A 21,941-nucleotide genomic window follows, 5' to 3' on the forward strand; every position below is an offset into this window, starting at 1 on the left:
GAAACACAGAAAGAAGACACCAAAATGAGACGGCTCGATCCCCATATTCTTCTTTCGGCCCTGTGGCTGTTCATACTGCTCAACATCATCTTTCGTGACATTCACCAGTTTGTTCTCGCGTCCCATATCGAGATGCTGCTGACAGGCCATTATAACGGCATCAAGATCACCGAAGGGCTGATGCTTCTCGGCGGTTTCCTCGTCCAGGTGCCGATTGCGATGGTGCTCTTTTCGCTCCTGCTAACCCGCAGGATCGGTCGCCCTGTCACCTTCCTTGCAGTGATCGTCACGACGGGTACGCTGCTTTCCTCGGCCCCCACCGACATGGATGACACCTTCCACCTCGCTATCGAGATCGTGGCTCTAATGGCAATTCTCTGGACTGCATGGACGTGGCCCGAGCACGAACACACCGCGCCGCAATCCGACGCAAGTTCTTCGTAAAAAACGTGTGCGCACCGCGGACACTATGAATGAGTAATAGGACTAAAGAGATGTTGGCAGAAACGCCTTTAGACGATGCGGTCGATCTTTATGACAAACTCGCACCTCGCTATGACAAACTTCATCATCGCTGGCTGCGTCATGCAGGCGGCGAGGCGCAGGCCGCCCTGGAAGGCCTGGTGCGTGCACTTGCGTTGCCGAATTCGAAATTTTTGGACGCTGGCTGCGGCACCGGCAACCTGGCACGTAGATTGATTGCCGAGGGCATGCCGCCGAATTTGATGACCCTTCTCGACCCGTCTGTGGCCATGCTTGCGCGCTGCGCCGACATTCCTGTGCCAAAGATACAAGGACGGTTGGAGTCCTTGCCGTTTGAGGATGGCACCTTCGATCTTGTGACGTGTGCTTGGGCTTTGGAAACCGTCCCCGATCCCCATCTGGCTTTGAGTGAGCTTTGCAGGGTTGTTCGAGCCGGCGGCGCGCTTTGTCTCGCGTTCTGCGCAGATGAGCCTGCCCGTGGCTTTGCCGACAGCCTAATGCGCCAAGCGCTTTTGTTTCGCGGGACTGGCCGGTTTATGTCCCGCTCCCGATTGATGCAGGCAATCGAGCGTTTCGAAAATTTTGAAGTGCGGGCAATTCCGAGCCATGGTCCGGCCTCGACCCTGCTTGCAAGGCGGTCTGGCGCAGCAACCCAGGCGCCTTTGTAGCCGGGCTTAGAGTAGAAAATAACGCCCACAGAATCACGGAGAGCATGCATGATCGGATATGTCACCCTCGGAACCAACAACTTCGAGGCCGCGCTGAAATTCTACGACGCCTTGTTTTCAAGCGTGGGCGCAAACCGCCTTTGGAAACACGGCGATATGGCCGCATGGGGGCGCTCGCGGGCCGAGCCTGCGTTATGCCTTGCTTGTCCGTTCAATGGGGAACCGGCAAGTGTTGGAAACGGGGTGATGGTCGCTTTGAAAATGACCAACAGAAAAGCCGTCGATACGCTTCACGCCAAGTGCCTCGAACTTGGCGGAACAGATGAGGGCCCCCCCGGCCCGCGCGGAGATCATGGTTTCTACGGAGGGTATTTCCGGGATCTGGATGGCAACAAACTGAATGCCTATGTCGCAGCGTGACAGCAGGCATAGAGTTGGCTGTTGAAATATCGCGTTCAGAGGACAATGAGCGACGAGCACATCGAAAGACGCCGCAATGAGATCTGAAATAAAATTCGTCCGATTGTCGGAAATCGACCCAGCCGAAATCTTGGCGCACATGTCCGACCCTCGTGTGGCCGAGCATATGCCGCTTCTGAAATTTACTTGGAATGCCGAGACAGTGGCGCGGTTTGTCGCCAAAAAGGAAGAGTGTTGGCGCCGTGATGGACTTGGACATTGGGCATTTTTGTCCGATGACCGATATGTCGGCTGGGGTGGATTTCAAAAAGAAGGAGTCGAGTGGGATTTCGGACTGGTCTTGCGGCCCGACACGTTTGGCCTCGGGCCGCGCATCTCGCGAAAGGCGATCGACTTTGCTATTTCCGATGAACGCATCCCGTATGTGACCTTCCTTTTACCACCGTCACGCACGAACCTGCGGGCACTCGACAGACTTGGTGCTTGGCGGGTTGGCGAAGTCGATTATGACGGCGCGACCTTCCTCAAATTTCAACTTGCGACAGAGTGACAGCATTGTCCGATTTCTGGTACATAGCCAGCTCCAGAGTGTGTTGTAACTCGCGGCCCTTAGCCGACATTCAGCACGGCACAGATTTTCTGCGGGCGCAGCCCGCTTTGCTGCCATTCGCTGCAAATGTAAAATCCCGACTTCTGCGAATTCACAGGATGCGGACTTTGCTACCGTTGCCAATAAAAGCAAACAAATGAAACTGGCCTGCCCGAAGATAGGCCAGCAGCGGATTCTTTGTGTTAGCTTAGCAATTTCCAACTGGTCCGCCAGGACCAATCTTTTCTGTGTATTAGGAATTCTGCTGAGCCCTGCTCTGTGCCAGGCGATAGCTTTCTCCGTTCATCTCCAGAATGCTGACATGGTGGGTCAGCCGGTCGAGCAAGGCACCGGTGAGGCGCGGCGAACCGGCGTTAACCTGATGCCTTTCCTCAAAACCTTGACCCGCCAGCGCAATAAAATTGACCCGCGTATTGCCAGATTGATTGCACACCGCGCAACAAACACGTTTGGCAGAAAGGTATCACAAGATGAAAAAGGTGATGGTTGCATCCGCTACAGCGTTCGCTCTTGTCGCAAGTGCTGGAATGTCCATAGCTGCGCCGTCGCGTGACAGCCTCAGCGGGTTTCTTCAGAATGTCCGCAGTGCCGCGCAAAGCAATGGCTCCAAAGCCGTCACCGCCAAGCATGCGATTACTGAGTTGACTGCAACCTCAGGACCAACGCTCTGGGTTGAGATCGATGGGAAACGCGACAGCTATGATGTCGGTGAAGGCGAGATGACGACGAACAGCGGCAGTCTGCAATATGGCGCGAATTTGCTTTTGGGTGAGGTCGCAGGCGGACAGCTGTTTGGCGGCCTGGAGTTTGGCATCGGTAGCCTGTCCTCGAATGTCGGGACCAACTGGGCGAGCGCCAATATCTCGGCCGACGCTTACGATGCCACCCTTAGCGCGCTATGGGTGGCAGACAGTCTGCTCTATTTCGACGGCCAGCTTCGCTACGGGTATTTCGACGGCCAGATACGCCCCAACGGCGGGGCCGCCGTGGATGCCAACGGCAGTGGGTATGAGATATCTGTTGAAGTGGGCAAATCGTTCATACTGCCGAACGAATGGACACTCACCCCGCAAATGCAATTTATGTACAGCGATATCGGCATGGACGATGTCCCTGACCGGGTCGATGGTGGTTGGATCGGTTCCCTTGTAGATGGTGACACGGTGACGACCCGGGTCGGGCTGCGCGCAGAACATGCCCTTGCAAACAATTCGATGCTGCATGGTCAAATCGATTATTACCATACCTTCAACAACGCAACCTCGCTGGTGTTTGGGCAAAACACTGTATTCACCGAGCGAGGTCAGAACACTGCCGCCCTGACTTTAGGCGGTAATGTCCCTCTGTCCGACTACTCGCAACTCTATGCCGAGATCACCAGTGAAACCGGATTGGGAAGCAGTTCGGATGACTACAGCTTTGGCTGGAGTATCGGTTTCGAGCTTCAGTTCTAAAGCGAAATAGGGTTCTGGCCTGAGCTTGATGTCTTTTCTCATAACCTCGACGAGACAGCGCAATAAATCCGGGCCGCGGATAGCCAGATTGGTTTCACACACAGCGTATCAAGCACGCTTAACTGAAAGGAACCAGGAAAATGGAAAAGACACTGATCACATCCGTCACCGCATTCGCCCTTATTCTGAACGCTGGAACGTCGATGGCTGGACCGCGGAATGGCCATGGCCCCCGCGCACAGGCCCATGATGTTCGCTCAACGGTTTCGCAAGCATTCCATTCTGACGGGAAGGGCAACATGATTGACGTAAAACCCCACGCTTCAATAACGCAATTGCAGGGTACGACGTCGACTGCAGGAAGTTCCGGGGCACCTTCAATAGTGTCTAAAGAATGCTCGGACCTTTGGGCAAATGGGAACAAAGGAACAGAATGTGACATCACTATTGACGTGCATTACGTCGACGTGCCTGAGTTCAGCTTTGATCGAACAAACCTTAGAAACGTTTTGGACATTGATGCTGGTACAGTGGTCAAACACATGGTGCGCTAAGCCAGCGATGTCACAAGTGACCCAGCAGTGTGAACGATCTCAACGGACGTGCCCGGTTCAAAAACGTTTTGCTTCTACCCTGAATCGAAAAGAGTACCTGCGCTAGCTTGATGTGTTTTCTCAAAACTATGACGTGCTAACGCAATAATTCTGGGCTGCAGATTGCCAGATTGGTTTCACACACAGCGTATCAAATACGCTCAAACGAAAGGAACCAGGAAAATGAAAAAGACACTGATTACATCCGTCACCGCGTTCGCCCTTATTCTGAGTGCTGGAATGTCCTCGGCACACCCATCGATTGGCCATGGCCACAACGGGCACGCGCAGCATCTTAGCCCGGCAACTTCGCCAACCGACAACTTCGCTGATACGACCGCCGATTATCACCAAGCCAATAAAGTGCCTGCCAATGCAGCAACCGGTGAACAGCCAACTACTCTGTCGTCAAAAGGACCCGGCGGTAGTTATCAGTGGTCTAGAGACTACAGTGTATTTCAATAGGTGTTCTGGCCTGAGATTCTCTGAATCTCGGGCGCAGAAACTGTCGAGTTGAACACCCACACAGCTTATCAACACGCTCAACCGAAAGGGACCAAGATATGAAAAAGACACTGATTACATCCGTCACCGCGTTCGCCATCATTCTGAGTGCTGGAATGTCCATGGCGGGTCCGTTGAGTGAAAACACTCAACAAACCACCAATGTTGCCAGTTCCGGCTTTCATGTGAACGTAGAGCTGTCGAACTCCGACAACTGCGACTCTTGCTCGGACGCTTGGTCCTAGACGTGCAATAGCTTAACAAGGGTGCCTGAAAGGACGTTTAGCTGACAGGCACCTTAGCCCGCTCGAACACTCCCCGGGGATTGGCCTGTCCAGTTTTTGTAGGCATTGGTAAACGCGGCCTGATCAGAATACCCGAGCGCAAATGCAATCTCTGAAAGACTGAGCTTGGGATCATCAAGATACTGCTCTGCAAGCCTGTGTCGTGTATCCTTTAACAGCTGTTTGTAGGTCGTTCCTTCTTTCGAAAGCTTGCGCCCAAGTGTGCTGACACTCATCCCAAGCGTATTCGCAATTTCATCCTGTGTCGGTGCGCTAAAAGACAGTCGCGACGTTATCTCGCCCAGCACCAAAGAGCTTGTTTCACCGATGGCTGGGGGCAGGTCCTTCATCAAGTTTTGCACATGTGTTTCAAGGTGCAACAGCAATGCCGGGTCCGTATCTTTGATCGGAATGTCCATCACTGCCTTGTCGAACAGGATACCTGGAACGCGTTGGCTCTGTTTGACCTTGACCGACAAGGCATCCGAGATCTGAGAGTGCTTTTCTTCGGTCACTTCATGCGGAAACCGTATCTCCAGGACAGGCAAAGGCGCCTCGGCTGCAATTTGAAAACTGGTCAAGAATGCGGAAATCCGAAACTCGTTGTGAGCGCCATCAGCACGCATCAGTTGGGCTGCAGAGTCTATCTCCAAGAACATGCCGCGCTCTTCTTCATAGAACGACAATTTGGCAAAGCCGCGCGCCAAGCGCGCATAACTCACGGCCTTTTCGATTGCCTCGCCAACCGTCGGCGAGTTCAAGACAACATAGCTAAGAAGGGTAGTTTTTCTGGGGTTGAATGTCTTGCCCGCCGAAATCGCAAACAAAGGATCTCTGGTCTCTTCCATGGCAAGCTCCAAAAGGCGGAGCTCATTGCGGACATCAACAAAATTCGGGGGTGTTTGGTGAAGATCAACGGGTAAATTGGCCAATCTCAGCAGCGCAATAATATCCGAGCCGCGGTTGTCCAGAAGCCTGGCGATGTGATGCACCCCGAAACCCGGAACCTTCCAGGATTGGCTGTCAGAATTCACTTGGTTCTCTTTCATGCCGCAATTCCGCCCGAGACTGATGCGCCTTTTGCAATCCGCGCTTTGTTGTTTCCGAAAATATTAAACTGGGAGCCTCAGCCGTGCCAAGCAGCATCAGCGCGACCCGACGGGAAATGACAAAACCTGAGCTCTTCTCACAATACCCAAAGTCGCAGTGTTCCTAGGTTGGAGATGTAACCGCAACGCAAAGAAATCAAAAATGGAGAGCATCAGTTTTGCAGACGGATTTAGCCACACCAATCTAAACGCTATGGGTGTTCTCCATCTTGGAAGGACAAGCTAACCGGCGTCAACTTGAAGGCTTTTCTCAAAAGCTTGACGTGCCACCACAATAAACCAGAACCGCAAATTGCCAAGTTGGTTCCATCTTCAGCGTATCAGACACGCTCAACCGAGAGGGACCACGACATGAAAAAGACACTGATTACATGCATCACCGCATTTGCCATTATCCTGAGCGCTGGAACATCCACGGCTGGTCCGTTGCGCGAACATGGCCAACGCGGTTTTGCGCCCAAAGTTCACTCATCAGCTTCGCAAAAAATCAATCGCGCTGATGGGATAGCCAATACCTTTCAAGCCACGCAATCGTCTGGCTTTAGCTTCGACATGCCGTCAGAGCGCCATTTGGGTCAAAACAACCGGTACTCTCCTCAACAGTATCCCGCAATAAATCCGAATTGGAGCTGGGACTTGTCCAATGTTGGTTTGACCGGAACTGATACTGCTGGATACGCATTCGAAAACGGCACGCACCTGAATTGGGGACCAACTCAGGAGGGCCTGCTGCCAGGTCAAGTTGAAGAAGATGGTCGATACCTCCTTGGCGCCTTGTTTCTGGTTGCAGCAGGGTACGGGGCTGAGGTTGTGGGTACGATTGAGGGCATATATGACATTCTTTGTTTGGATGGCAGAATCGGCCCAGTCGAGTGCTACGAAATCTACAACGGCGGCTAGAGTTGGAGGTATTATCGGTAAATACTCCACTGCAAAACAGAAAGGCCACCCTGTATTAGGGTTGGCCTAACTCCAGTTCCAAACGAAAGCCTGTCCGACGGGATCTGTTGCAACCAGAAACAAGGCGCCCACAATGGCACATCGAGGCCAGCGGGGGCGTCTACACCTTCGGAACCATCTTCTAGTCAGTGTCATGCCGATATTTCGTGTTTCGAGAACGTCGGTTTTCCTTACTTTGCACTCAATATTCGAATACTCTGCTGAGATTGACCAAAAAAAGCAAATACCTCAAACCACTCGCACAGATTGACTAACATTGGTTTGCTTCACTTTATTTTTCGATCAGGGATTCGAAGCAGCTCGACGTGATCGCACCATCTCGTTGGCAGGCTAACCTTTCTTAGATGGGAACGGCCCAAAGGAGACATCCACCACCAGGTCGAGATGCTGCGGCGCGGCCCTTCGATCCGGGCATTCGCTGCGAACGCGAAACTTGAAACCGATCGAACTCACAAAACGCGGACAAAGTCCGAATTCGCTGCGGTTGCTCGAACGACAGCTGCTGGCGGGTTGCGACGACAACGCCCTGCTGGTCGGGCGGGAAAGGTACTTGCACTGCGATTACAAAATTCTTTGCTACCCGTCGCGAATGGGGACCAACGTACATCGGTCATCGTTGGGTGATAATTCCGGTTCTCAAAATGTGGTTCTGGGTGCAACTTTCCTTAGCCAAATAGACTATTTTAGTCGTGTAATAAAACTTTCAAACTCCGCGTCTGAGATTGTTGCGCATTCGCTTGGGCTTGGAAATTGCTCCTCTTCAACAGATTCTCTGAACGCCGAAAGTGCGACTCGGCGGTGGTGATTTATCTGTTCATACAGTGAATCGAGATCGCCAAAGGCACGCGCATGGCGCGGGCTTTCGGGTTGCTCCCCGCATACGTCATTTTGAAAAAGGTAGATAATGTCTGCACTGGGGCCCGATCCGAGTGAGGACGTTATCAGAGATGTGCGGGCGGAAATCTCAGCCATTACTCGGTCACAGATAACTTCAGCCTCTACCGAAAAAGCTCCGGCATCTTCCATTGTGCGGAACGCATTCCAAAGCGCGATAGCCTCGTCCGCAGTTTTACCAACGGCACGCAGGCCGCCCCGCCAGGTGGATTTGCGAGGAACCAGGCCAAGATGACACATCACGGGGATATCTTCGCGCGCTAAAAGTTCAACAATGTGCGGCCCTCTTGCCGTGTAGATGCTGTCGGCACCATCCTTCATGGCCGCAAACGCGGCGGTCAGCACGTCCCTTTCCGTCGCAAAGTCCGGAAGACCAAGTGCAGCTGTGAAGAACAATTCAGGCGCGCCTTGACGCACGGCGGGCGTGTTGTGGGCATTGCCCATAATCAAATCAATTCCGGCATCTTTCGCGGCTGCTGCCTCTTCGGTTGTATTCGCCGTCGTCTGAACCAGCTTGCGGATACCCTTAAGCGCACGAAGGTCGGAAGCGGTGTAGTTTCTAAGTGAGAACTTCGCGTCCCAGTCGTAGATCCGTTTCATGGCATCACCCGATATCGATAAAGACATCTCCGTCTTCGACCTTAACGGGGTAGGTTTTCAGGTTCACACAGACGGGTGAGCGCTTTGCCTCGCCGGTGCGATAATCGAATTGGCCGTTGTGCATGGGGCATTCGATCAGATGATCGATGACCAGACCGTCTTCCAGATGCACTTCTTCATGGGTGCACAGGCCGTCGGTGCAGTAAAATTCGTCCTCGGGGCTTCGGTAGATGGCAAAGGTACGATCGCCATTGTCGTAACGGATTAGATCTTCGGTTTCGATGTCATCGCAAGCGCAGGCGCGGGTCCAGTTCGTCATGGGCTTTCCTGTATTCCGGGGATTGGGTCACTCGGCCGCTATGGCTGTTGGCCGAGTGTATTCTGGGCTGGGGTTAGCGTCCTTGGGCAGCAGCGGCTTGCGGTCGACAAAGTAGAACGGATCGCGCCGCTGGATCAGAATGGCCGGGAGCATTTCGCGAAATGCGGTCATTGTTCCCGCGTAAGCTGGTGGGCAATCGACTTTTATTTCTTCGTGCAGGGCCGGGAGATTGTAGAACGGCACCATGGGATACATGTGATGTTCCACATGGTAGTTCATGTTCGAATACACGAAGCGGAAGAACCAGTTCATGTAGACGGTTCGCGAGTTCAATCGGTGATCCGGGACGTCTTCTGCCAAACCGGCATGCTGCAGAGATGCCAGCAAGTGATGCAGCCACGAACCATAAAACGTCGGTCCGCCGATCAGCACAATGGGCAGCCATGATTGCAGCACCATTGCCAAAGCAAATGTCATCGCGAGGATTGCGAGGTGAACACGCGACGCCAAGAACGCCTTAGAACGGTCGGCTTCGATGAGGAAGGTTTTCTGATCTTTAGTCAAACGACCAGCCGACAACCAAAACATCTTCTTCAATTCATTCCAGCCAGATTGCAGATGCAGCATGTTCCATAAGATGTTGAGTGGATGCGGAGGCCGTGGAAACGCAATCTCGGGGTCTTTTCCGACGATCACCGTGTCCGTGTGATGGCGTGTATGGCTCCACCGCCAAAGATAGGGGTTTTTCAGCGACATAAATGAGGCCAGCTGATAGGCTGCAGTGTTCAGCCAAGGCGTTTTGAATACAGTCCCATGGCAGCATTCATGCCAACGGCTGTCGGCACAGGATCCATAAAACACCCCGTAGAGGATGACAGACGGCACTGCCCACCACGTACCCCAGGTCAGAATGACCAGAGCACCGGTTGCCAACACAAATCCCAGCCAGATCCCGTAGTCGATCAGGGCCGGAGCATCGCGGCGCTTCATCAGTTCCTTCATCCGTTTCCGGGGGACTGGAGTAGAATACCACTGTTTAGGTGCAAAGCTTGGACCGCTGTCCCGGCCCGTCAGCGAATAATCCCGCCAAGGAATGGTATTGTCCTGCAGCACATCAGGTTCCTTTTCTACATTGCTGTTGCCGAGCAGAACCGAGGAGCGCCTGAATCGTCAAACCTGTCGTGATATTTTCTATCATTTCTCTCAGAATATTCTGTAAAATAGATGATACGTTTTATCATGGAGCGTGCTATGGCCCGTGTCACACTCAAAGACGTCGCAGAAAAGGCGGGGGTAGGCGTCGCAACAGTAGACCGCGTTCTGAATGCGCGTGCGCCGGTTTCTGCGGCGACAACTGCGCGGGTTCTTTCAGCGGCAGAAGCGTTGGGGTATCGCTCGGCAGGATTGTTGCGGCGCCGAGTTGAGGAGATGGCTCCAGCTAAACGGTTGGGCTTTATTCTTCAAAAGGAAAGCAAGTGGTTTTATCGCGAATTGGCAATCGAGTTGCAGCAAAAAGCAGAGCAGTTGCGCAGTATCCGGGCAAATGTTGTGGTCCGGTATGTAGAAAGTCTGTCGCCGTCCGAGCTTGCAACTGCGATTGACGAAATGCACGGCAAGGTAGACGCCATAGGCTTGGTTGCGATTGATCATCCGGAGATCAATCGTGCGATCGCCAGCGCCGATGTCCCTGTCATTGCATTGCTCTCGCCCCTGTCATCGCCTCACGTTACTGCCTATGTCGGGATCGACAGTCGAAAAGCGGGGCGGACGGCAGGTTGGGCGATGGCGCGTCTTGATCGAACCGAAGGCGTGGTTGGCATCCTTATCGGGTCGCACAGGTATCTGGGGCACGAAGCGCTTGAGAGTGGGTTCAGAAGCTACATGCGCGAATTTGCACCGCAGAAACCTCTTCGAGACTCTGTGGTGTATCTGGATGACGCCGCGGTCGCATATGAAGCGACAGCAGAATTGCTGCGGGCCAACAAAGACCTCTCCGGCATCTATCATTGCGGAGGCGGGGTGACTGGAGCCTTGAAAGCGCTGCGCGAGGCAGGGCAATCGCGGGAAGTTGTCTACATCTGCCATGAACGGACACCAGTTACCGAAGCCGCGCTTGCCGATGGCAGCATCGATTTGGTGATTAACAACCCGCTGGATCAGGTTGCAGATCGCGTGACACAGATGATGTCTCGGTGTCTGACCGGAAAACCAATTCAGGAACAGGTTGGAGTTATTCCGTTCGGTCTCTGCACATCTGAAAACCTGTGAGCATCAACCGAAGGTGGCGCCGTTGATGTTTTCACGGGTGATGACTTCAACTGGAACGACCTCAGCCTGATGGGGCCGGTTTTCCAGTGTCGCGATCAGGGTCTGAACGGCTTGTTCAGCGATCCGTTGCATATTCTGATGAATGACAAGATCCATTGATCCGTCCAGCAGGTAGTTTCTCGTCTTCGGCGTAAGGTTGTGGCCGATCAGCATGATTTCTCCCGTCAAATCGCGATCAGCCAGAGCCGCAACAATGCCTTCGTTGCCACCGCCAACGTTATAAATGCCCAGCAGCCCGGGATGTTCGTCCAGCATCTGGCCCACCACCACGCGATTTTCCTGCACATCATCGTGGCCGATATAGGTGCCCACAACGCGGAGGTGGCTAAAATCCCTTCGCAAGGCTGACCGAAACCCCATCTCGCGATCCGAATGGTTGCGATATAGTTGCTCGCCGGAAATCACGCCGACGGTTCCGGATTGCCGTAGCATTCGACCCATAAAATAGGCCGCTGTTCGTCCTGCGGCCATGTTGTCCGTCCCGACAAATTGGCCCAGAACAGGGCTGATCAGATCGGAGACGACAGGTATGCAGGGAATATTCAAACCGTGCAGCTCTTCAACTGCGTCGCGAACCCGCGGATCATCCAAAGCCTGAAAGCCAACTGCATCAATTCCCTGCCCGGCGCAGGCTCTTAGTTTTCGAGCCAACACTGATGGTTCCAATTTCGTGGAAAAGACACACTCGACAGTGGCGCGGCCATTGGTGAAAACATTCTGAAAACAGTTGCCCAGAAATTCTGTCGATGGTCCGGCTTCCTCTGGTAGAAATATCTTCAGCCGCCAGGGTCGCGCAGGCTGGTCCAATTGAGCGCCGGATTCGATCGCGTGCTTGGCCTGCAAAACCCGCTGGCGGGTCTCAGGCTTTACGTTTGATCTGTTGTTCAAAACCCGGTCAACCGTAGCGGTGCCGACCCCCGCAATCCTCGCAATCTCGGAGACACGTGCCTTCTTTGGGATTATTACAGCTTCATCGCTCATAAGCCTCTGCTAACATCATTCCCGATCAAAATCATCCTCAAATAAACCTCTAAGAACATCAAAAACCATCATTCCCGTCATTTGATGCAATTTTTCTTGCCGCCGAATTGTAAGGGGGCTTATCCCAACGTCATGCAACGGGATCGAGTCCCGTTCAGGGAGGATAACATGACCTACACAGCTAAATTACTGGCCGGGGTAACCGGCCTATTAATGACGGCCAGTACAGCACTGGCGGCGGACTTCACCTTTAAATATGGTAATGAGCAGCCGGAAACCTCAATCCGTTCGCAGTCCATGGACTGGTTCAAGACTGAACTTGAAAAACGTACGGACGGTCGCATCGAAGTCGAGAATTTCTTTGGTGCCGCGCTTGGTAATGAGCGTGAAATGATGGATCAGGTGACGGCCGGTTTGCTGCAAGGCACGCGTGGCGGTTTCTTTGCCGACGCGTCCGGGGCATTCAACCTGTACCAGTTGCCGTTCCTCGTCGCGAATTGGGATGAGATGGAATGTCTGGTCGGTTCGGACTTCACCAAGGGCGTTCAGGCCCGTGCTGAGGCGAACGGATATCACATCCCTGCCACCGGTATCAGCCAAGGATTCCGGGCCTATACCAACAACGTTCAGCCAATAACATCGGTTGCTGATCTGCAAGGTCTGCGCATTCGCGAACCTCAATCTGATCTGATGATCGCCACGGGCACAGCCATCGGGTCGGTTCCGGTCGCCATGCCGTTTTCAGAGGCATATCAGGCATTCAAACAGGGCGTGATTGACGGGCAGCATAACCCGCCGCAAAATATCTGGGACTTCAATATTCACGAAGTGCAAAAGTATCTGACGCTGTCGAACCATATGACAGGCCCCGATCCTTTGATCGTCAACAAGGCGTGGTATGATGGTTTGCCCGAAGACCTTCAGGCCACCTTTGACGAGGTTGCGGTCGAAGCGATGGCGATGTCGGACAAGCTGTATCGCGATGCTGAAACGAACATCGTCGGCGAACTCGGCAAGCACATGGAGATCAACGAACTGACGCCCGAAGCCCTGACGGGTTTCCAGGAAGCCGTTGCGCCGGTCTATCAACAGATGATCGACGCGGGTCATTTCACGATGGATGATATCGACGCAGCCCGTGCTGCAGCGGCGTCCTGCGGCTGATCTGAAACGGCAATTCCGGGCGCTCTTACTTGCGCCCGGATTCGCTTCTTAACGGAACCGGTTTATGGATACGCTCTCTGCAATTGACCGTGTACTGACGCGCGTTATCGAAGCGCTGATGGTCGTGCTGTTTGGGGTGTTTTTGGTGATTGTCGTCACCAAAGTCCTGATGCGCCCCTTTGACATGGCGATCTACGGCGTCGACGAACAGGTCAAGATCGCGTTTCTTTGCACCTCGGCCTTGGGCGGTGCCGTGGCGATTACGAAGCGTGAGCATATCGCGATCACATTCTTCATCGACATGATGCCCTACTACGTCAAAATGGCCTTCTACGTGGCAGGGCTTGTCCTTGTCGGAGTGATGAACGCGGCATTGGTCTGGCTGTCCATCGATTGGATCGCGGGGCCAGGCAAAAACATGTGGCAACCCTTCGGGATGCCTCAGGCTTATGTGTTCATCATTGTTCCGATCTCCTGTTCGATTGCCGTGTTCTATTGCTTTGTTCGTGTGGTTCTGACTCTGGGCGGTCGGGATTCCATCGATGTTCTCTGGATGCCGGAGGACTGACATGTTGATCCTGTTTGCCACGCTTGGAATATTGTTGGTCTGCGGAGTTCCAATTGCCTATTCTCTGGGGCTGGCGTCACTGGCGTATTTCCTGATCGAGGCTCCTGCGGCGACCGGGTTCGTTGTTCAGCGTTTCTTCTCCGGCATCAATAATTATCCGCTGGTTTCACTGCCCTTCTTCATCCTGATGGGCTTGGTGATGAATTCCGGAGGCATCACGCGGCGCCTGCTAGACCTGTCCATGTTCTTCGTCGGCCGCCTTAAGGGCGGGCTGGGATTGGTTAACGTGGTCGGCTCGATGATCTTCGGCGGTATCTCGGGTTCTTCTGCCTCGGATACTGCTTCAATCGGGTCTGTTCTGATCCCTGAGATGGAAAAGCGCGGATACCCCAAGAGCTTTGCGGCGGGGATCACAGTTGCCTCATCCACAATGGGCATGATCATTCCGCCGTCTGTTCCGATGATCATCTACGCTGTTGCCGCTGAAGAAAGCATTGGTCGCCTGTTTCTGGGCGGGATCATTCCCGGCATCATGGTTGGCCTGCTGCAGCTGATCGTCGTGTGGTTGTTGGCCAAGAAGAACGATTACCCGACCGAAGATGTACCGTTCACGTTGGCCGAGGCAGGGCGACAGGCGCGGCGTTCGGCTGCCGTGGCGTTGATGCCAATCCTGATCGTGGGGTCGGTTGTATTCGGTTTCGTTACTCCGACCGAGACAGCCGGAGCGGCGGTGGTTTACGGTCTGATCATCGGCTTATTCATCGTCGGCTTCGGCGTTCTCAAAGATTTGCCGGGGGCCATGCGCCACGCGATCATCATGTCCGCCAAGATCATGATGATCATCGCGTTCAGTCAGGTGTTCATCACTGTACTGGCGCTGGAACGTGTACCCAATCAACTGGCCGATTTCGTTTCGGGCCTCGGACTTGGCCCGGTCGCCTTCATGGTTCTGACAGCCATTTTGATCCTGATGGCGGGTACGTTCATCGACGTTAGTCCCGCCATTCTATTACTGACACCGGTTTTGTTGCCGGTCGCTGAAAAGCTGGGCGTGTCTGGTGTGCATTTTGGTGTGGTGATGGTCTCGGGACTCGCGGTTGGTGCATGCACACCGCCAGTAGGAAATTGCCTGAATGTCTGCGCTGCAATCTGCCGTATGCCGATCGGAAAGATTTTCGTCGGTGCCGCGCCGTTCCTGCTGGCAAATGTGGTGGTGCTGATTTTGATCGCGATCTTCCCGCAACTGGTCCTTTGGATACCGGACGCGGTCATGGGTCCGTAGCCACACGGAATTGGGCAGCGGGGTGTCTTCCGGACCTGCCCGGCCTTGGTCAGCCAAAGCCTGAAATCCCCGCACACACCGACGCCTCGGAAGATGGGGCGCCAAACCTCAACTCCGGCCGGGCCGGACGACACATTAGGAAGACAATTATGCAACGTGCAGGTGTCATTGGATTAGGGGATATGGGCAGCGGGCTGGCGAAGAACCTGATCAAAAACGGGTTCGAAACCACCGGGTTTGATCTGAGTGAAGCGCGCCTGAAGGCGCTGGCTGAAATGGGCGGAACGCCTGCAGCAAGTGTTGCAGATGTAGGGGCCAACGCGGATGCAGTCTATGTCATGGTCATGAACGGCGATCAGGCCAAGGCTGTCATTCTTGGTGAAAACGGTCTGGTCCGTCACATGGCGCAGGGCGGCGCGGTCATTCTGACCGCCACGATCAAACCGCGTGAGGCCCGCGAGATTGGCGAGGCCATGGTCGGTTCGGGCATCCACCTGATCGACAGCCCTGTCTCTGGCGGCTTTCCGGGTGCGCAGGGCGGTACACTAACCATGATGGCCGCAGCCCCTGATGCCGTACTGGACGAATTCCAACCAGTGATGGAGGCGGTCTCGGCCACTATTCACCGCGTAGGGGACGGGCCCGGCCAAGGTCAGACCGTAAAAGCATGTCTGCAGACTCTGATCGGTTCAATCTTTTCGGCAACATTTGAGGCGTCGGTTCTTGCCGCCAAGGCGGGCGTGAAGGGCGAAAACCTGTTCAAGGTCTTTTCGACCTCTGGCGCGGGATGCGGATGCACCAACACGGCGCTGGAGAACATCATCGACCGTAAATTCGAAAACACTGGCTCGGGCATCGGCACCATGCACAAGGACCTGACCATCTCACTGGATCTGGCCGAAGAGCTCGGCGTTCCAATGCATACTGCTTCATCTGCCATGCAGATTTTCCATGCTGGCAAAACCAAATTCCCCGATGGCGACAACTGGGCCTGCACCCGCGTGATCGAAGACATTGTCGGCGCTGAGTTGCATCGCTGAGAAAGGACAAGAACATGAAGCTTGGCGTTATCTGTGATGGCATCAGTCGCGACCTGAAACACGCGGTCGATGTGATGGATGAGTTTGACCTCGAATATGCCGAACTGCAATTTGTCGGCGATACGGAGGTTGGCGATCACTCTGCGGATGAGATCAGGGAAATTGACGCGCTGCTTCGGGATCGGGGCAAGCCTGTATCCTGTCTGTCGCGCCACATCTTCGCGGGAATGACCGGGGCGAACAAACCAGGGGACGACCTGCACAGCAAGCATATGGATTCTCTGAAGCGCGTGATCGACATGGCACATGTGGTCGGCAGCCCATTGGTTCGCATTATGACCCCCAAGAAAGAGCAAATCCTTTGGGGGTATGGAGGTGCCGAAAAGTGGAACGTCGCCAAGGGTGCATGGGACGCTATGCTGCCCCTGATTGCACCGGCGATTGACGTTGCCAAGGACGGCGGAGTGACTTTGGTCGTCGAAACGGGCAACGGGACCATGGTGAATTCGAACTACACCGCCCGTAAGCTGATCGATGATCTGGATGCCAAAGACACGTTAAAGGTACTTTGGGACCCGGCCAACAATTGCTGGTGTCACGAACAAGCGTTTCCTGCTGGGTATGACGAAGTGAAAGAAGGCTATCTCGGGCACATCCACATCAAGGACGTTCAAGTCGATACGCCCCGCGCGACATTGACGGTCAAACAAATGGGCGAAGGCCAACTGGCCGATCAGTTTCAGCCGATGGCGGATGCTCTGAAAACCGACGCCTATGATGGGGTGATATCATTCGAAAGTGTCTACCACCCCGGTAACGGAAATTTCGAAGACGGTTTCCGCCGCTGTATTGATCGCTTCAAAGAGCATTTTGGTTGAACCTCTGGCGAGACCAAAACGGCCAATCGATGTTCCTCCCAATACATCGTTCGACCGAAACACAGACCCGTCGTTAGGCGGGTCTGTTTTGGGTTTCAGGTGAAAACCGAAAAACGGTCAAAAGATCTGACTCTGCGTGACGACTGAGGAGATGTAGCATTATTTGCCAAAAACATTTCTCTTTCGGCAATCGTGCCGCGGTATAACTATGGCAGCTTAGGCGGACCGCACCGTAGCGTGGAGATAGTCTGGTCAACATCAGCAAGGGGTAATCGTTGCGCAGACCCATGGCAGCAATCAGAGCTTTGAAGTCATTCGTGCGCGGCGCAGCATTTGTCAAAATGGGCTCAGTGCTGACCTCGGAGCCAGCGCAGCATCCGTTCTGATCTAGTCAGATCGTGACGTAGTGGACGGCCCGAAGCGGACTTTGCCTATGACGCCAGACGCTGCGATGCAACATCACCAAACCAGACTTTCGCTGCAATGCCAAACGTAGTGATGGGCAGGTTTTGACCATTTACGAGCCATCAAATTTTTGCTGCGTTCGTTCGCCAACCACAGGATTGCAACAGCAAACACAACCGCCAGAACAACGCACAGCAAGATTGCCTAATTCCCGCCCCAACAGGAGTAGGCGGCGGTAACCGTGCCACCGCCTAATCCAGCTCAAGTGTTTCTGGCTCTTCCCAGATCCCCATGCTATGCAGCCGCCCCAGCCAGACACCGCTGCGCGTCCGCCATGAGCTTCGCCAGAATATCGCCGGCGGGTGCCGCAGAACTGATCAGACCGACGCCCTCGCCTGCAAAGGCGGTTGCAACATCAATATCCCCGGTTTCCTGAGCTGCCGCCCATTTTGCGGCTTCAACGCCCGCTTCCAGCTTCAAGGCGTCTTCTGAGCCGTGCCATTTCTGAATGAACGGGTTGCGCAGAACGCGGCCATTGTACCGGCCGGGCCAGTCGTAACCACGGACCACGTCCACCACCCGGGTGCGGATAGTGTCATCACCTGTTGCGGCCATCGCGCGCTTAAGAACACGCGGATGCACCAACGCCTCGTGCGAGGCCCAGAACCGCGTGCCGATTACCACCCCATCTGCCCCAAGCATAAGGGCCGCAGCCAGGCCTCGCCCGTCCGTGATACCACCAGCAGCACATAGCAGCGCCGAGGTGTTCTGGCGCGCAATCTCATCAGCGATCTCGGGAACCAGAGCAAAGGTCCCACGTGCCTCGCCATGGCCGCCAGCTTCCGCCCCCTGGGCGACAATGATGTCCGCGCCGCAATCCAGCGCCTGCCGCGCATCGCGCAGGGTCTGGACCTGGCAGATCAGCGGCACACCGGCGTCCTTGATCGCTGGAGCGAATGGTGCCGGATTGCCAAATGACAGAAACAGCGCAGCTGGATTACGCGCCAGCACCCGGCCGAGCAGGTGCGGCCGCTCCGCGAGCTTCCAGGTGATCAGCCCGCAGCCTACACGGGCACCCGCAGCGATATCGAACTGTTGGCCGATCCAGGCGGCATCACCGTAGGCGCCCCCGATCATGCCCAAACCACCGGCGCGGGAGACGGCGCTGGCCAGTGCGCCGCCCGCAGCAAATGCCATTGGTGCCTGGATCACCGGGCAGGTGATCCCCAACGCCTTTATCAGCCGCGTCTTCATTGCGTCTGCTTTCGATACTCTTGCACTGGCAGGCCGCCAACGCCCCAGTCTTCCAACGGGACTTCGTCAATTACCACAAAGGTTGTGGCCGGGTTCTTGTCCAGTACGTTATGCAGAAGGTCTGTGACCCCGACTATCAGCTGCGCTTTTTGATCTGCACTCGGGCCGGTGCCGTCTGGGCCGCCTTCGCGGGTAACTTTGATATTTACATATGGCATCGGTCAGTCCTTTCGCGGAACATAGGAAAACACTTTTGCTACGATGCGCCATTCTGTGCCGTAGCGAACAAGGGTCAGCAGGTCATGGAAATCCCGCCCCATCATGGTCATCCGGGCGCTGACACGGGCTAGCCTGTCGCTGGCAAATGCGATCTCCAGAATCTTCTCCTCGCGCGGGTCACCACGCCTGGCTGGTGGTACACGCCCGTCCACGCGGCCCATATAGGTCTCGAGATCCAGATTCAGTTCATCGCCTTCTGTGGCACAGACATAAGCCAACTGCGGATGGAACACTCTGCGCAACATGGTGCTATCGGCCTGGTGGAGGCCTTCGAAATAGACCTCCATCAGTTCGCCGACCTTTTTGTGGTCGGCGGGTGTCATTGGATCAACCCCTCGGCACGCATCGCGGCCTGGGCAGACGGACGGGCAGCACTGCGGCTTACAAATGCCGCCAGCCGGGGCCAACGAGACAGGTCAATGCCGGTGAAGTTCGCCCAGTTCGAAACTACGAATAGGTAAGCGTCAGCTACCGAGAACTGGTTCGAAACCAACCACTCTCGGCCATCCTCCAGCTGCGCTTCGATCAGGTCGAACTTGCCCGCAACAGCGGTGCGCGCCGCATCTTTGTCAGCCTCGGACGTGCCGTCTCGGAACAGCGGGCCGAAGGCCTTGTGCAACTCGGTGCCAATCCAGTTGAGCTGTTCCTGCATCCTGGCCCGTGCCAATGTGCCGATCGCCGGGGAAAGACCCGCTTCGGGATGACTGTCCGCGATGTACTGAAGAATTGCGGCTCCTTCCGTGAGGACACTTCCATCGTCCAAACCCAGAGCCGGAACGTATCCTTTGGGGTTGATCGTATGATAGTCAGCACCGCTTTCAGTTTGGCCTGCCGCAGTGTCCACGGCTTCGATTTCAAACGGGCGGCCGGTTTCATATAGGGCGATATGGCTGGCCAGCGGGCACGCGCCGGGCTTGTAGTAGAGTTTCATGACAGTCTCCTGTGTTGAGCGATGTCATCTGACTACCCGGCAATATGATTGATTGATAATATTATGTTCTCACTATAATGATTAGAAAAACAGATCATGTTGAGAGTCCATGAAACACGACCAACTCATTGCACTGGAGGCCATAGTCTCAACCGGTACCTTTCGCGGTGCGGCTGAGCGACTAAACAAATCACAATCCGCCATCAGCCACACCATCCGCCAATTGGAAGAGGAGCTGGAGCTGGAACTGTTCAGCCGCGAAACCTACCGGCCCTCGCTCACACCGGCCGGCGAGATCTTCTATCGAGAAGCCTCTCGGGTGCTGCGGCAGATGCAAGGGCTCAGAAGCACCGCCGCTCGGTTGCGCGCCCGAGAAGAGCCTGAATTGAATATTGCGGTCAGTGCCACTGTGGATCTTGATACTTTTCTGCCAGCGCTTGCCGACACCGGTCGGCGTCATCCCGCAACACATCTTCGGCTGCGTATGGAGATGATGGGCGGCCCGATCGCACGGCTAATGGAGGGTAAAGCGGATATTGCGCTTGCATCTCTTGACGGGGTGCCTCTGGACGACGTGGAGGCAGAGCCGGTTGCGGAGGTTACCATCCGGCCAGTGGCCAGCCCCGATCTGAATCTGCCGACCGGTCCGCGTGCAATATCGGCAACTGAGATGCAAAGCCATGTGCAGGTGATTACGGCGGGCACAGGCGGCACCGCGCATGAACAGAGCCGTGATCTGCTGCCAGGGGGTCTGAAATGGACCGTATCCGATCTCACGGCCAAGAAAAAAGTGATCCTCGCCGGCCTTGGCTGGGGCGGCTTGCCCGATCATATGACGGAGGAGGAGCGGCGGTCAGGGATATTGCTTTCCCTGAATCTGGAAGGGTTCCCATTGCGCCGGACCATGATCTTCAAGATGAGGCGCAGGGACCAGGCAATAGGCGTTGTTGCCGATGAGCTTTGGAACAAAATCGGGCGGCCAATTCGGCCTGAAGCAAGAGTTCCCGAGGACAGCTGATCCTCTGCAACTGAGGTGATCCGCTATCATATTCAGGCAAAAGACGCTTCCCCAGAAGACGCGGTCGGCCCTAACCGGTCATTGAGCATTGCCATCCGATGCTGCGACGCGGCCCGTCGAACTTGCCATTCGCTGCGAGGGCAACAGCGGTGGCTTGCTGAACCAGCGCAAGTGGATATCCAGAAACGCATTCTCCACGCATAACAGCGCCGGAATTTCAGCCTAACCATAGCTTGGGGCCTGTAGTACAATTTAGGTCACTTCGGATCCCGACAACCGAACAGCCCCGGTGCGATCATGTCATTCAAGTGAATTGTCGACGGCATTCGCAAGTATCCGCGATCACTTGTGCTCCGCTGTAATTAATTCTTGAAACTGAGATACGGTTTGTTGTGGAACACCGGCTGCTTCAAAGATCGCAGCAGCAAAGCTCACTGGCGCTGTTCCAGGAGCAGTGACAACTCGACCAGACGAAACCGCCGACGCACTTTGAACGTAGTGCGAAGCTCCTTCGTACCCCACGGCGTTCTTGATCAAAAATTCCTTGTTGTTCGAAGTATGCGGATTCGCGTTGAGCAATCCAGATCTGGCCAGGGCCAAGGTGCCACCACAAATTCCTCCTATGGGAACGCCTTTATCATATTGAGCCACAAGCAAGTCCGATATGTCCGGTGCGGCATCAGAATCCCACACGGTACCGCCAATGACAGCGACTACATCCGGTTGCCAATCGACCAGATCGCTCAATCCATTGGGAACCACAACGGTTATTCCACCCATCGAGCTCAATTGCCCGGCAGTAGGTGAGAAGTACTCAACGTCGAGTCCATAAAAGGAGCCGCCGATTCCACCTATCATGGCGTACTCCCAGTCTGCGAAGTTGTTTGTAAGTATCAGTGCAACTTTCGTCATTTT

The 21,941-nt window shown here is 54.8% G+C and carries 26 protein-coding genes and 1 pseudogene; 16 read left to right on the forward strand and 11 right to left on the reverse strand.

Annotated elements, in window-relative coordinates; genetic code table 11:
- Positions 1 to 24: 24 nt before the first annotated feature.
- The 4 genes from GOW16_RS03655 (at position 25) to GOW16_RS03670 (ending at position 2,121) form a co-directional block, all read left to right on the forward strand.
- Positions 25 to 444 (forward strand): DUF6326 family protein, encoded by a 420-nt coding sequence (locus tag GOW16_RS03655; protein ID WP_170410329.1) that lies wholly within the window; start codon positions 25 to 27, stop codon positions 442 to 444.
- Positions 445 to 473: 29 nt separating this feature from the next.
- Positions 474 to 1,151, forward strand: a complete 678-nt coding sequence (locus GOW16_RS03660; protein WP_254429666.1) for a methyltransferase domain-containing protein — start codon at positions 474 to 476, stop codon at positions 1,149 to 1,151.
- Between the two features lie 48 nt (positions 1,152 to 1,199).
- Complete coding sequence (locus tag GOW16_RS03665) at positions 1,200 to 1,571, forward strand: VOC family protein (RefSeq protein ID WP_170410333.1); 372 nt, start codon at positions 1,200 to 1,202, stop codon at positions 1,569 to 1,571.
- 76 nt (positions 1,572 to 1,647) lie between these two features.
- Complete coding sequence (locus GOW16_RS03670; protein ID WP_170410345.1) at positions 1,648 to 2,121, forward strand: GNAT family N-acetyltransferase; 474 nt, start codon at positions 1,648 to 1,650, stop codon at positions 2,119 to 2,121.
- A 292-nt stretch (positions 2,122 to 2,413) separates the two neighbouring features.
- On the opposite strand, the pseudogene GOW16_RS22660 reads toward GOW16_RS03670, so the two are convergent.
- Positions 2,414 to 2,530, reverse strand: a pseudogene (locus GOW16_RS22660) (ATP-binding protein); the annotation flags it as partial.
- 178 nt (positions 2,531 to 2,708) lie between these two features.
- On the opposite strand from GOW16_RS22660, the gene GOW16_RS03680 reads away from it, so the two are divergent.
- The 4 genes from GOW16_RS03680 (at position 2,709) to GOW16_RS03695 (ending at position 4,977) form a co-directional block, all read left to right on the forward strand.
- Positions 2,709 to 3,635, forward strand: coding sequence for an autotransporter outer membrane beta-barrel domain-containing protein (locus GOW16_RS03680; protein WP_254429686.1), 927 nt, complete (start codon positions 2,709 to 2,711; stop codon positions 3,633 to 3,635).
- A 140-nt stretch (positions 3,636 to 3,775) separates the two neighbouring features.
- Positions 3,776 to 4,189 carry a hypothetical protein gene (locus GOW16_RS03685; RefSeq protein ID WP_170410351.1) on the forward strand — a complete coding sequence of 138 codons (414 nt, stop codon included), beginning with the start codon at positions 3,776 to 3,778 and terminating at the stop codon, positions 4,187 to 4,189.
- Between the two features lie 222 nt (positions 4,190 to 4,411).
- A complete protein-coding gene (locus tag GOW16_RS03690; protein WP_170410353.1) occupies positions 4,412 to 4,693 on the forward strand; it encodes a hypothetical protein in 282 nt (93 codons plus the stop codon).
- A 98-nt stretch (positions 4,694 to 4,791) separates the two neighbouring features.
- Positions 4,792 to 4,977, forward strand: a complete 186-nt coding sequence (locus GOW16_RS03695; RefSeq protein ID WP_170410355.1) for a hypothetical protein — start codon at positions 4,792 to 4,794, stop codon at positions 4,975 to 4,977.
- Between the two features lie 53 nt (positions 4,978 to 5,030).
- On the opposite strand, the gene GOW16_RS03700 is transcribed toward GOW16_RS03695, so the two are convergent.
- Positions 5,031 to 6,065: an AraC family transcriptional regulator gene (locus GOW16_RS03700; protein WP_170410356.1), complete on the reverse strand. Its 1,035-nt coding sequence runs from the start codon at positions 6,063 to 6,065 to the stop codon at positions 5,031 to 5,033.
- 411 nt (positions 6,066 to 6,476) lie between these two features.
- Between GOW16_RS03700 and GOW16_RS03705 the strand changes: the two genes are divergently transcribed.
- Positions 6,477 to 7,025 (forward strand): hypothetical protein, encoded by a 549-nt coding sequence (locus tag GOW16_RS03705; protein WP_170410358.1) that lies wholly within the window; start codon positions 6,477 to 6,479, stop codon positions 7,023 to 7,025.
- Positions 7,026 to 7,763: 738 nt separating this feature from the next.
- On the opposite strand, the gene GOW16_RS03710 is transcribed toward GOW16_RS03705, so the two are convergent.
- Genes GOW16_RS03710 through GOW16_RS03720 form a run of 3 tightly spaced genes read right to left on the reverse strand, consistent with a single transcriptional unit; the run spans position 7,764 to position 9,900 of the window.
- Positions 7,764 to 8,579: a 3-methyl-2-oxobutanoate hydroxymethyltransferase gene (locus tag GOW16_RS03710; protein ID WP_170410360.1), complete on the reverse strand. Its 816-nt coding sequence runs from the start codon at positions 8,577 to 8,579 to the stop codon at positions 7,764 to 7,766.
- Between the two features lie 4 nt (positions 8,580 to 8,583).
- Positions 8,584 to 8,898, reverse strand: a complete 315-nt coding sequence (locus GOW16_RS03715) for a MocE family 2Fe-2S type ferredoxin (protein WP_170410362.1) — start codon at positions 8,896 to 8,898, stop codon at positions 8,584 to 8,586.
- Positions 8,899 to 8,925: 27 nt separating this feature from the next.
- On the reverse strand, positions 8,926 to 9,900 hold the full coding sequence (locus GOW16_RS03720) for a fatty acid desaturase (RefSeq protein ID WP_217354477.1): 975 nt from the start codon (positions 9,898 to 9,900) through the stop codon (positions 8,926 to 8,928).
- A gap of 249 nt (positions 9,901 to 10,149) precedes the next feature.
- On the opposite strand from GOW16_RS03720, the gene GOW16_RS03725 reads away from it, so the two are divergent.
- The gene (locus tag GOW16_RS03725; protein ID WP_170410368.1) at positions 10,150 to 11,166 is read left to right on the forward strand and encodes a LacI family DNA-binding transcriptional regulator; all 1,017 of its coding nucleotides are present in this window, start codon (positions 10,150 to 10,152) and stop codon (positions 11,164 to 11,166) included.
- Between the two features lie 3 nt (positions 11,167 to 11,169).
- Here the strand turns inward: GOW16_RS03725 and GOW16_RS03730 are convergent, their stop codons facing one another.
- Complete coding sequence (locus GOW16_RS03730) at positions 11,170 to 12,207, reverse strand: LacI family DNA-binding transcriptional regulator (RefSeq protein ID WP_170410371.1); 1,038 nt, start codon at positions 12,205 to 12,207, stop codon at positions 11,170 to 11,172.
- A 168-nt stretch (positions 12,208 to 12,375) separates the two neighbouring features.
- On the opposite strand from GOW16_RS03730, the gene GOW16_RS03735 reads away from it, so the two are divergent.
- From GOW16_RS03735 to GOW16_RS03755, 5 genes are all read left to right on the forward strand, one after another.
- Positions 12,376 to 13,371, forward strand: coding sequence for a TRAP transporter substrate-binding protein (locus GOW16_RS03735; RefSeq protein WP_170410375.1), 996 nt, complete (start codon positions 12,376 to 12,378; stop codon positions 13,369 to 13,371).
- A gap of 64 nt (positions 13,372 to 13,435) precedes the next feature.
- Complete coding sequence (locus GOW16_RS03740) at positions 13,436 to 13,939, forward strand: TRAP transporter small permease (RefSeq protein ID WP_170410378.1); 504 nt, start codon at positions 13,436 to 13,438, stop codon at positions 13,937 to 13,939.
- A 1-nt stretch (position 13,940) separates the two neighbouring features.
- Positions 13,941 to 15,221: a TRAP transporter large permease gene (locus tag GOW16_RS03745; RefSeq protein ID WP_170410381.1), complete on the forward strand. Its 1,281-nt coding sequence runs from the start codon at positions 13,941 to 13,943 to the stop codon at positions 15,219 to 15,221.
- Between the two features lie 149 nt (positions 15,222 to 15,370).
- Positions 15,371 to 16,261 (forward strand): NAD(P)-dependent oxidoreductase, encoded by an 891-nt coding sequence (locus GOW16_RS03750; RefSeq protein ID WP_170410384.1) that lies wholly within the window; start codon positions 15,371 to 15,373, stop codon positions 16,259 to 16,261.
- Between the two features lie 14 nt (positions 16,262 to 16,275).
- A complete protein-coding gene (locus tag GOW16_RS03755) occupies positions 16,276 to 17,139 on the forward strand; it encodes a sugar phosphate isomerase/epimerase family protein (RefSeq protein ID WP_170410387.1) in 864 nt (287 codons plus the stop codon).
- 699 nt (positions 17,140 to 17,838) lie between these two features.
- On the opposite strand, the gene GOW16_RS03760 is transcribed toward GOW16_RS03755, so the two are convergent.
- Genes GOW16_RS03760 through gstA form a run of 4 tightly spaced genes read right to left on the reverse strand, consistent with a single transcriptional unit; the run spans position 17,839 to position 20,008 of the window.
- A complete protein-coding gene (locus tag GOW16_RS03760; RefSeq protein WP_170410390.1) occupies positions 17,839 to 18,798 on the reverse strand; it encodes an NAD(P)H-dependent flavin oxidoreductase in 960 nt (319 codons plus the stop codon).
- The gene (locus tag GOW16_RS03765) at positions 18,795 to 19,016 is read right to left on the reverse strand and encodes a tautomerase family protein (RefSeq protein ID WP_170410393.1); all 222 of its coding nucleotides are present in this window, start codon (positions 19,014 to 19,016) and stop codon (positions 18,795 to 18,797) included. The genes GOW16_RS03760 and GOW16_RS03765 overlap by 4 nt, the downstream gene beginning before the upstream one ends.
- Positions 19,017 to 19,019: 3 nt before the next feature.
- Entirely contained in the window at positions 19,020 to 19,400 is a 381-nt protein-coding gene (locus GOW16_RS03770; protein ID WP_170410396.1) for a nuclear transport factor 2 family protein, read from the reverse strand.
- Entirely contained in the window at positions 19,397 to 20,008 is a 612-nt protein-coding gene (gstA, locus tag GOW16_RS03775) for a glutathione transferase GstA (RefSeq protein ID WP_170410398.1), read from the reverse strand. The genes GOW16_RS03770 and gstA overlap by 4 nt, the downstream gene beginning before the upstream one ends.
- Positions 20,009 to 20,117: 109 nt before the next feature.
- Here gstA and GOW16_RS03780 point away from each other — a divergent pair, with 109 nt between their 5' ends.
- Positions 20,118 to 21,026: a LysR family transcriptional regulator gene (locus tag GOW16_RS03780; RefSeq protein ID WP_170410401.1), complete on the forward strand. Its 909-nt coding sequence runs from the start codon at positions 20,118 to 20,120 to the stop codon at positions 21,024 to 21,026.
- A gap of 342 nt (positions 21,027 to 21,368) precedes the next feature.
- Here the strand turns inward: GOW16_RS03780 and GOW16_RS03785 are convergent, their stop codons facing one another.
- The gene (locus GOW16_RS03785) at positions 21,369 to 21,938 is read right to left on the reverse strand and encodes a DJ-1/PfpI family protein (protein ID WP_170410403.1); all 570 of its coding nucleotides are present in this window, start codon (positions 21,936 to 21,938) and stop codon (positions 21,369 to 21,371) included.
- Positions 21,939 to 21,941 lie beyond the last annotated feature (3 nt).

The organism is Ruegeria atlantica (assembly GCF_013033965.1).
Classification (GTDB): Bacteria; Pseudomonadota; Alphaproteobacteria; order Rhodobacterales; family Rhodobacteraceae; genus Ruegeria; species Ruegeria atlantica_D.

What these genes read in the sequence shown, in the direction of transcription:
- GOW16_RS03660 (WP_254429666.1), top strand. Translation starts at nt 474, where the DNA reads ATGAGTAATAGGACTAAAGAGATGTTGGCAGAAACGCCTTTAGACGAT.
- GOW16_RS03715 (WP_170410362.1), bottom strand. Translation starts at nt 8,898, where the DNA reads ATGACGAACTGGACCCGCGCCTGCGCTTGCGATGACATCGAAACCGAA.
- GOW16_RS03730 (WP_170410371.1), bottom strand. Translation starts at nt 12,207, where the DNA reads ATGAGCGATGAAGCTGTAATAATCCCAAAGAAGGCACGTGTCTCCGAG.
- GOW16_RS03785 (WP_170410403.1), bottom strand. Translation starts at nt 21,938, where the DNA reads ATGACGAAAGTTGCACTGATACTTACAAACAACTTCGCAGACTGGGAG.
- GOW16_RS03780 (WP_170410401.1), top strand. Translation starts at nt 20,118, where the DNA reads ATGAAACACGACCAACTCATTGCACTGGAGGCCATAGTCTCAACCGGT.
- GOW16_RS03710 (WP_170410360.1), bottom strand. Translation starts at nt 8,579, where the DNA reads ATGAAACGGATCTACGACTGGGACGCGAAGTTCTCACTTAGAAACTAC.
- GOW16_RS03685 (WP_170410351.1), top strand. Translation starts at nt 3,776, where the DNA reads ATGGAAAAGACACTGATCACATCCGTCACCGCATTCGCCCTTATTCTG.
- GOW16_RS03725 (WP_170410368.1), top strand. Translation starts at nt 10,150, where the DNA reads ATGGCCCGTGTCACACTCAAAGACGTCGCAGAAAAGGCGGGGGTAGGC.
- GOW16_RS03755 (WP_170410387.1), top strand. Translation starts at nt 16,276, where the DNA reads ATGAAGCTTGGCGTTATCTGTGATGGCATCAGTCGCGACCTGAAACAC.
- GOW16_RS03720 (WP_217354477.1), bottom strand. Translation starts at nt 9,900, where the DNA reads ATGAAGGAACTGATGAAGCGCCGCGATGCTCCGGCCCTGATCGACTAC.
- GOW16_RS03665 (WP_170410333.1), top strand. Translation starts at nt 1,200, where the DNA reads ATGATCGGATATGTCACCCTCGGAACCAACAACTTCGAGGCCGCGCTG.
- GOW16_RS03750 (WP_170410384.1), top strand. Translation starts at nt 15,371, where the DNA reads ATGCAACGTGCAGGTGTCATTGGATTAGGGGATATGGGCAGCGGGCTG.
- GOW16_RS03745 (WP_170410381.1), top strand. Translation starts at nt 13,941, where the DNA reads ATGTTGATCCTGTTTGCCACGCTTGGAATATTGTTGGTCTGCGGAGTT.
- GOW16_RS03765 (WP_170410393.1), bottom strand. Translation starts at nt 19,016, where the DNA reads ATGCCATATGTAAATATCAAAGTTACCCGCGAAGGCGGCCCAGACGGC.
- GOW16_RS03690 (WP_170410353.1), top strand. Translation starts at nt 4,412, where the DNA reads ATGAAAAAGACACTGATTACATCCGTCACCGCGTTCGCCCTTATTCTG.
- GOW16_RS03740 (WP_170410378.1), top strand. Translation starts at nt 13,436, where the DNA reads ATGGATACGCTCTCTGCAATTGACCGTGTACTGACGCGCGTTATCGAA.
- GOW16_RS03770 (WP_170410396.1), bottom strand. Translation starts at nt 19,400, where the DNA reads ATGACACCCGCCGACCACAAAAAGGTCGGCGAACTGATGGAGGTCTAT.
- GOW16_RS03670 (WP_170410345.1), top strand. Translation starts at nt 1,648, where the DNA reads ATGAGATCTGAAATAAAATTCGTCCGATTGTCGGAAATCGACCCAGCC.
- GOW16_RS03680 (WP_254429686.1), top strand. Translation starts at nt 2,709, where the DNA reads ATGTCCATAGCTGCGCCGTCGCGTGACAGCCTCAGCGGGTTTCTTCAG.
- gstA (WP_170410398.1), bottom strand. Translation starts at nt 20,008, where the DNA reads ATGAAACTCTACTACAAGCCCGGCGCGTGCCCGCTGGCCAGCCATATC.
- GOW16_RS03760 (WP_170410390.1), bottom strand. Translation starts at nt 18,798, where the DNA reads ATGAAGACGCGGCTGATAAAGGCGTTGGGGATCACCTGCCCGGTGATC.
- GOW16_RS03655 (WP_170410329.1), top strand. Translation starts at nt 25, where the DNA reads ATGAGACGGCTCGATCCCCATATTCTTCTTTCGGCCCTGTGGCTGTTC.
- GOW16_RS03735 (WP_170410375.1), top strand. Translation starts at nt 12,376, where the DNA reads ATGACCTACACAGCTAAATTACTGGCCGGGGTAACCGGCCTATTAATG.
- GOW16_RS03695 (WP_170410355.1), top strand. Translation starts at nt 4,792, where the DNA reads ATGAAAAAGACACTGATTACATCCGTCACCGCGTTCGCCATCATTCTG.
- GOW16_RS03705 (WP_170410358.1), top strand. Translation starts at nt 6,477, where the DNA reads ATGAAAAAGACACTGATTACATGCATCACCGCATTTGCCATTATCCTG.
- GOW16_RS03700 (WP_170410356.1), bottom strand. Translation starts at nt 6,065, where the DNA reads ATGAAAGAGAACCAAGTGAATTCTGACAGCCAATCCTGGAAGGTTCCG.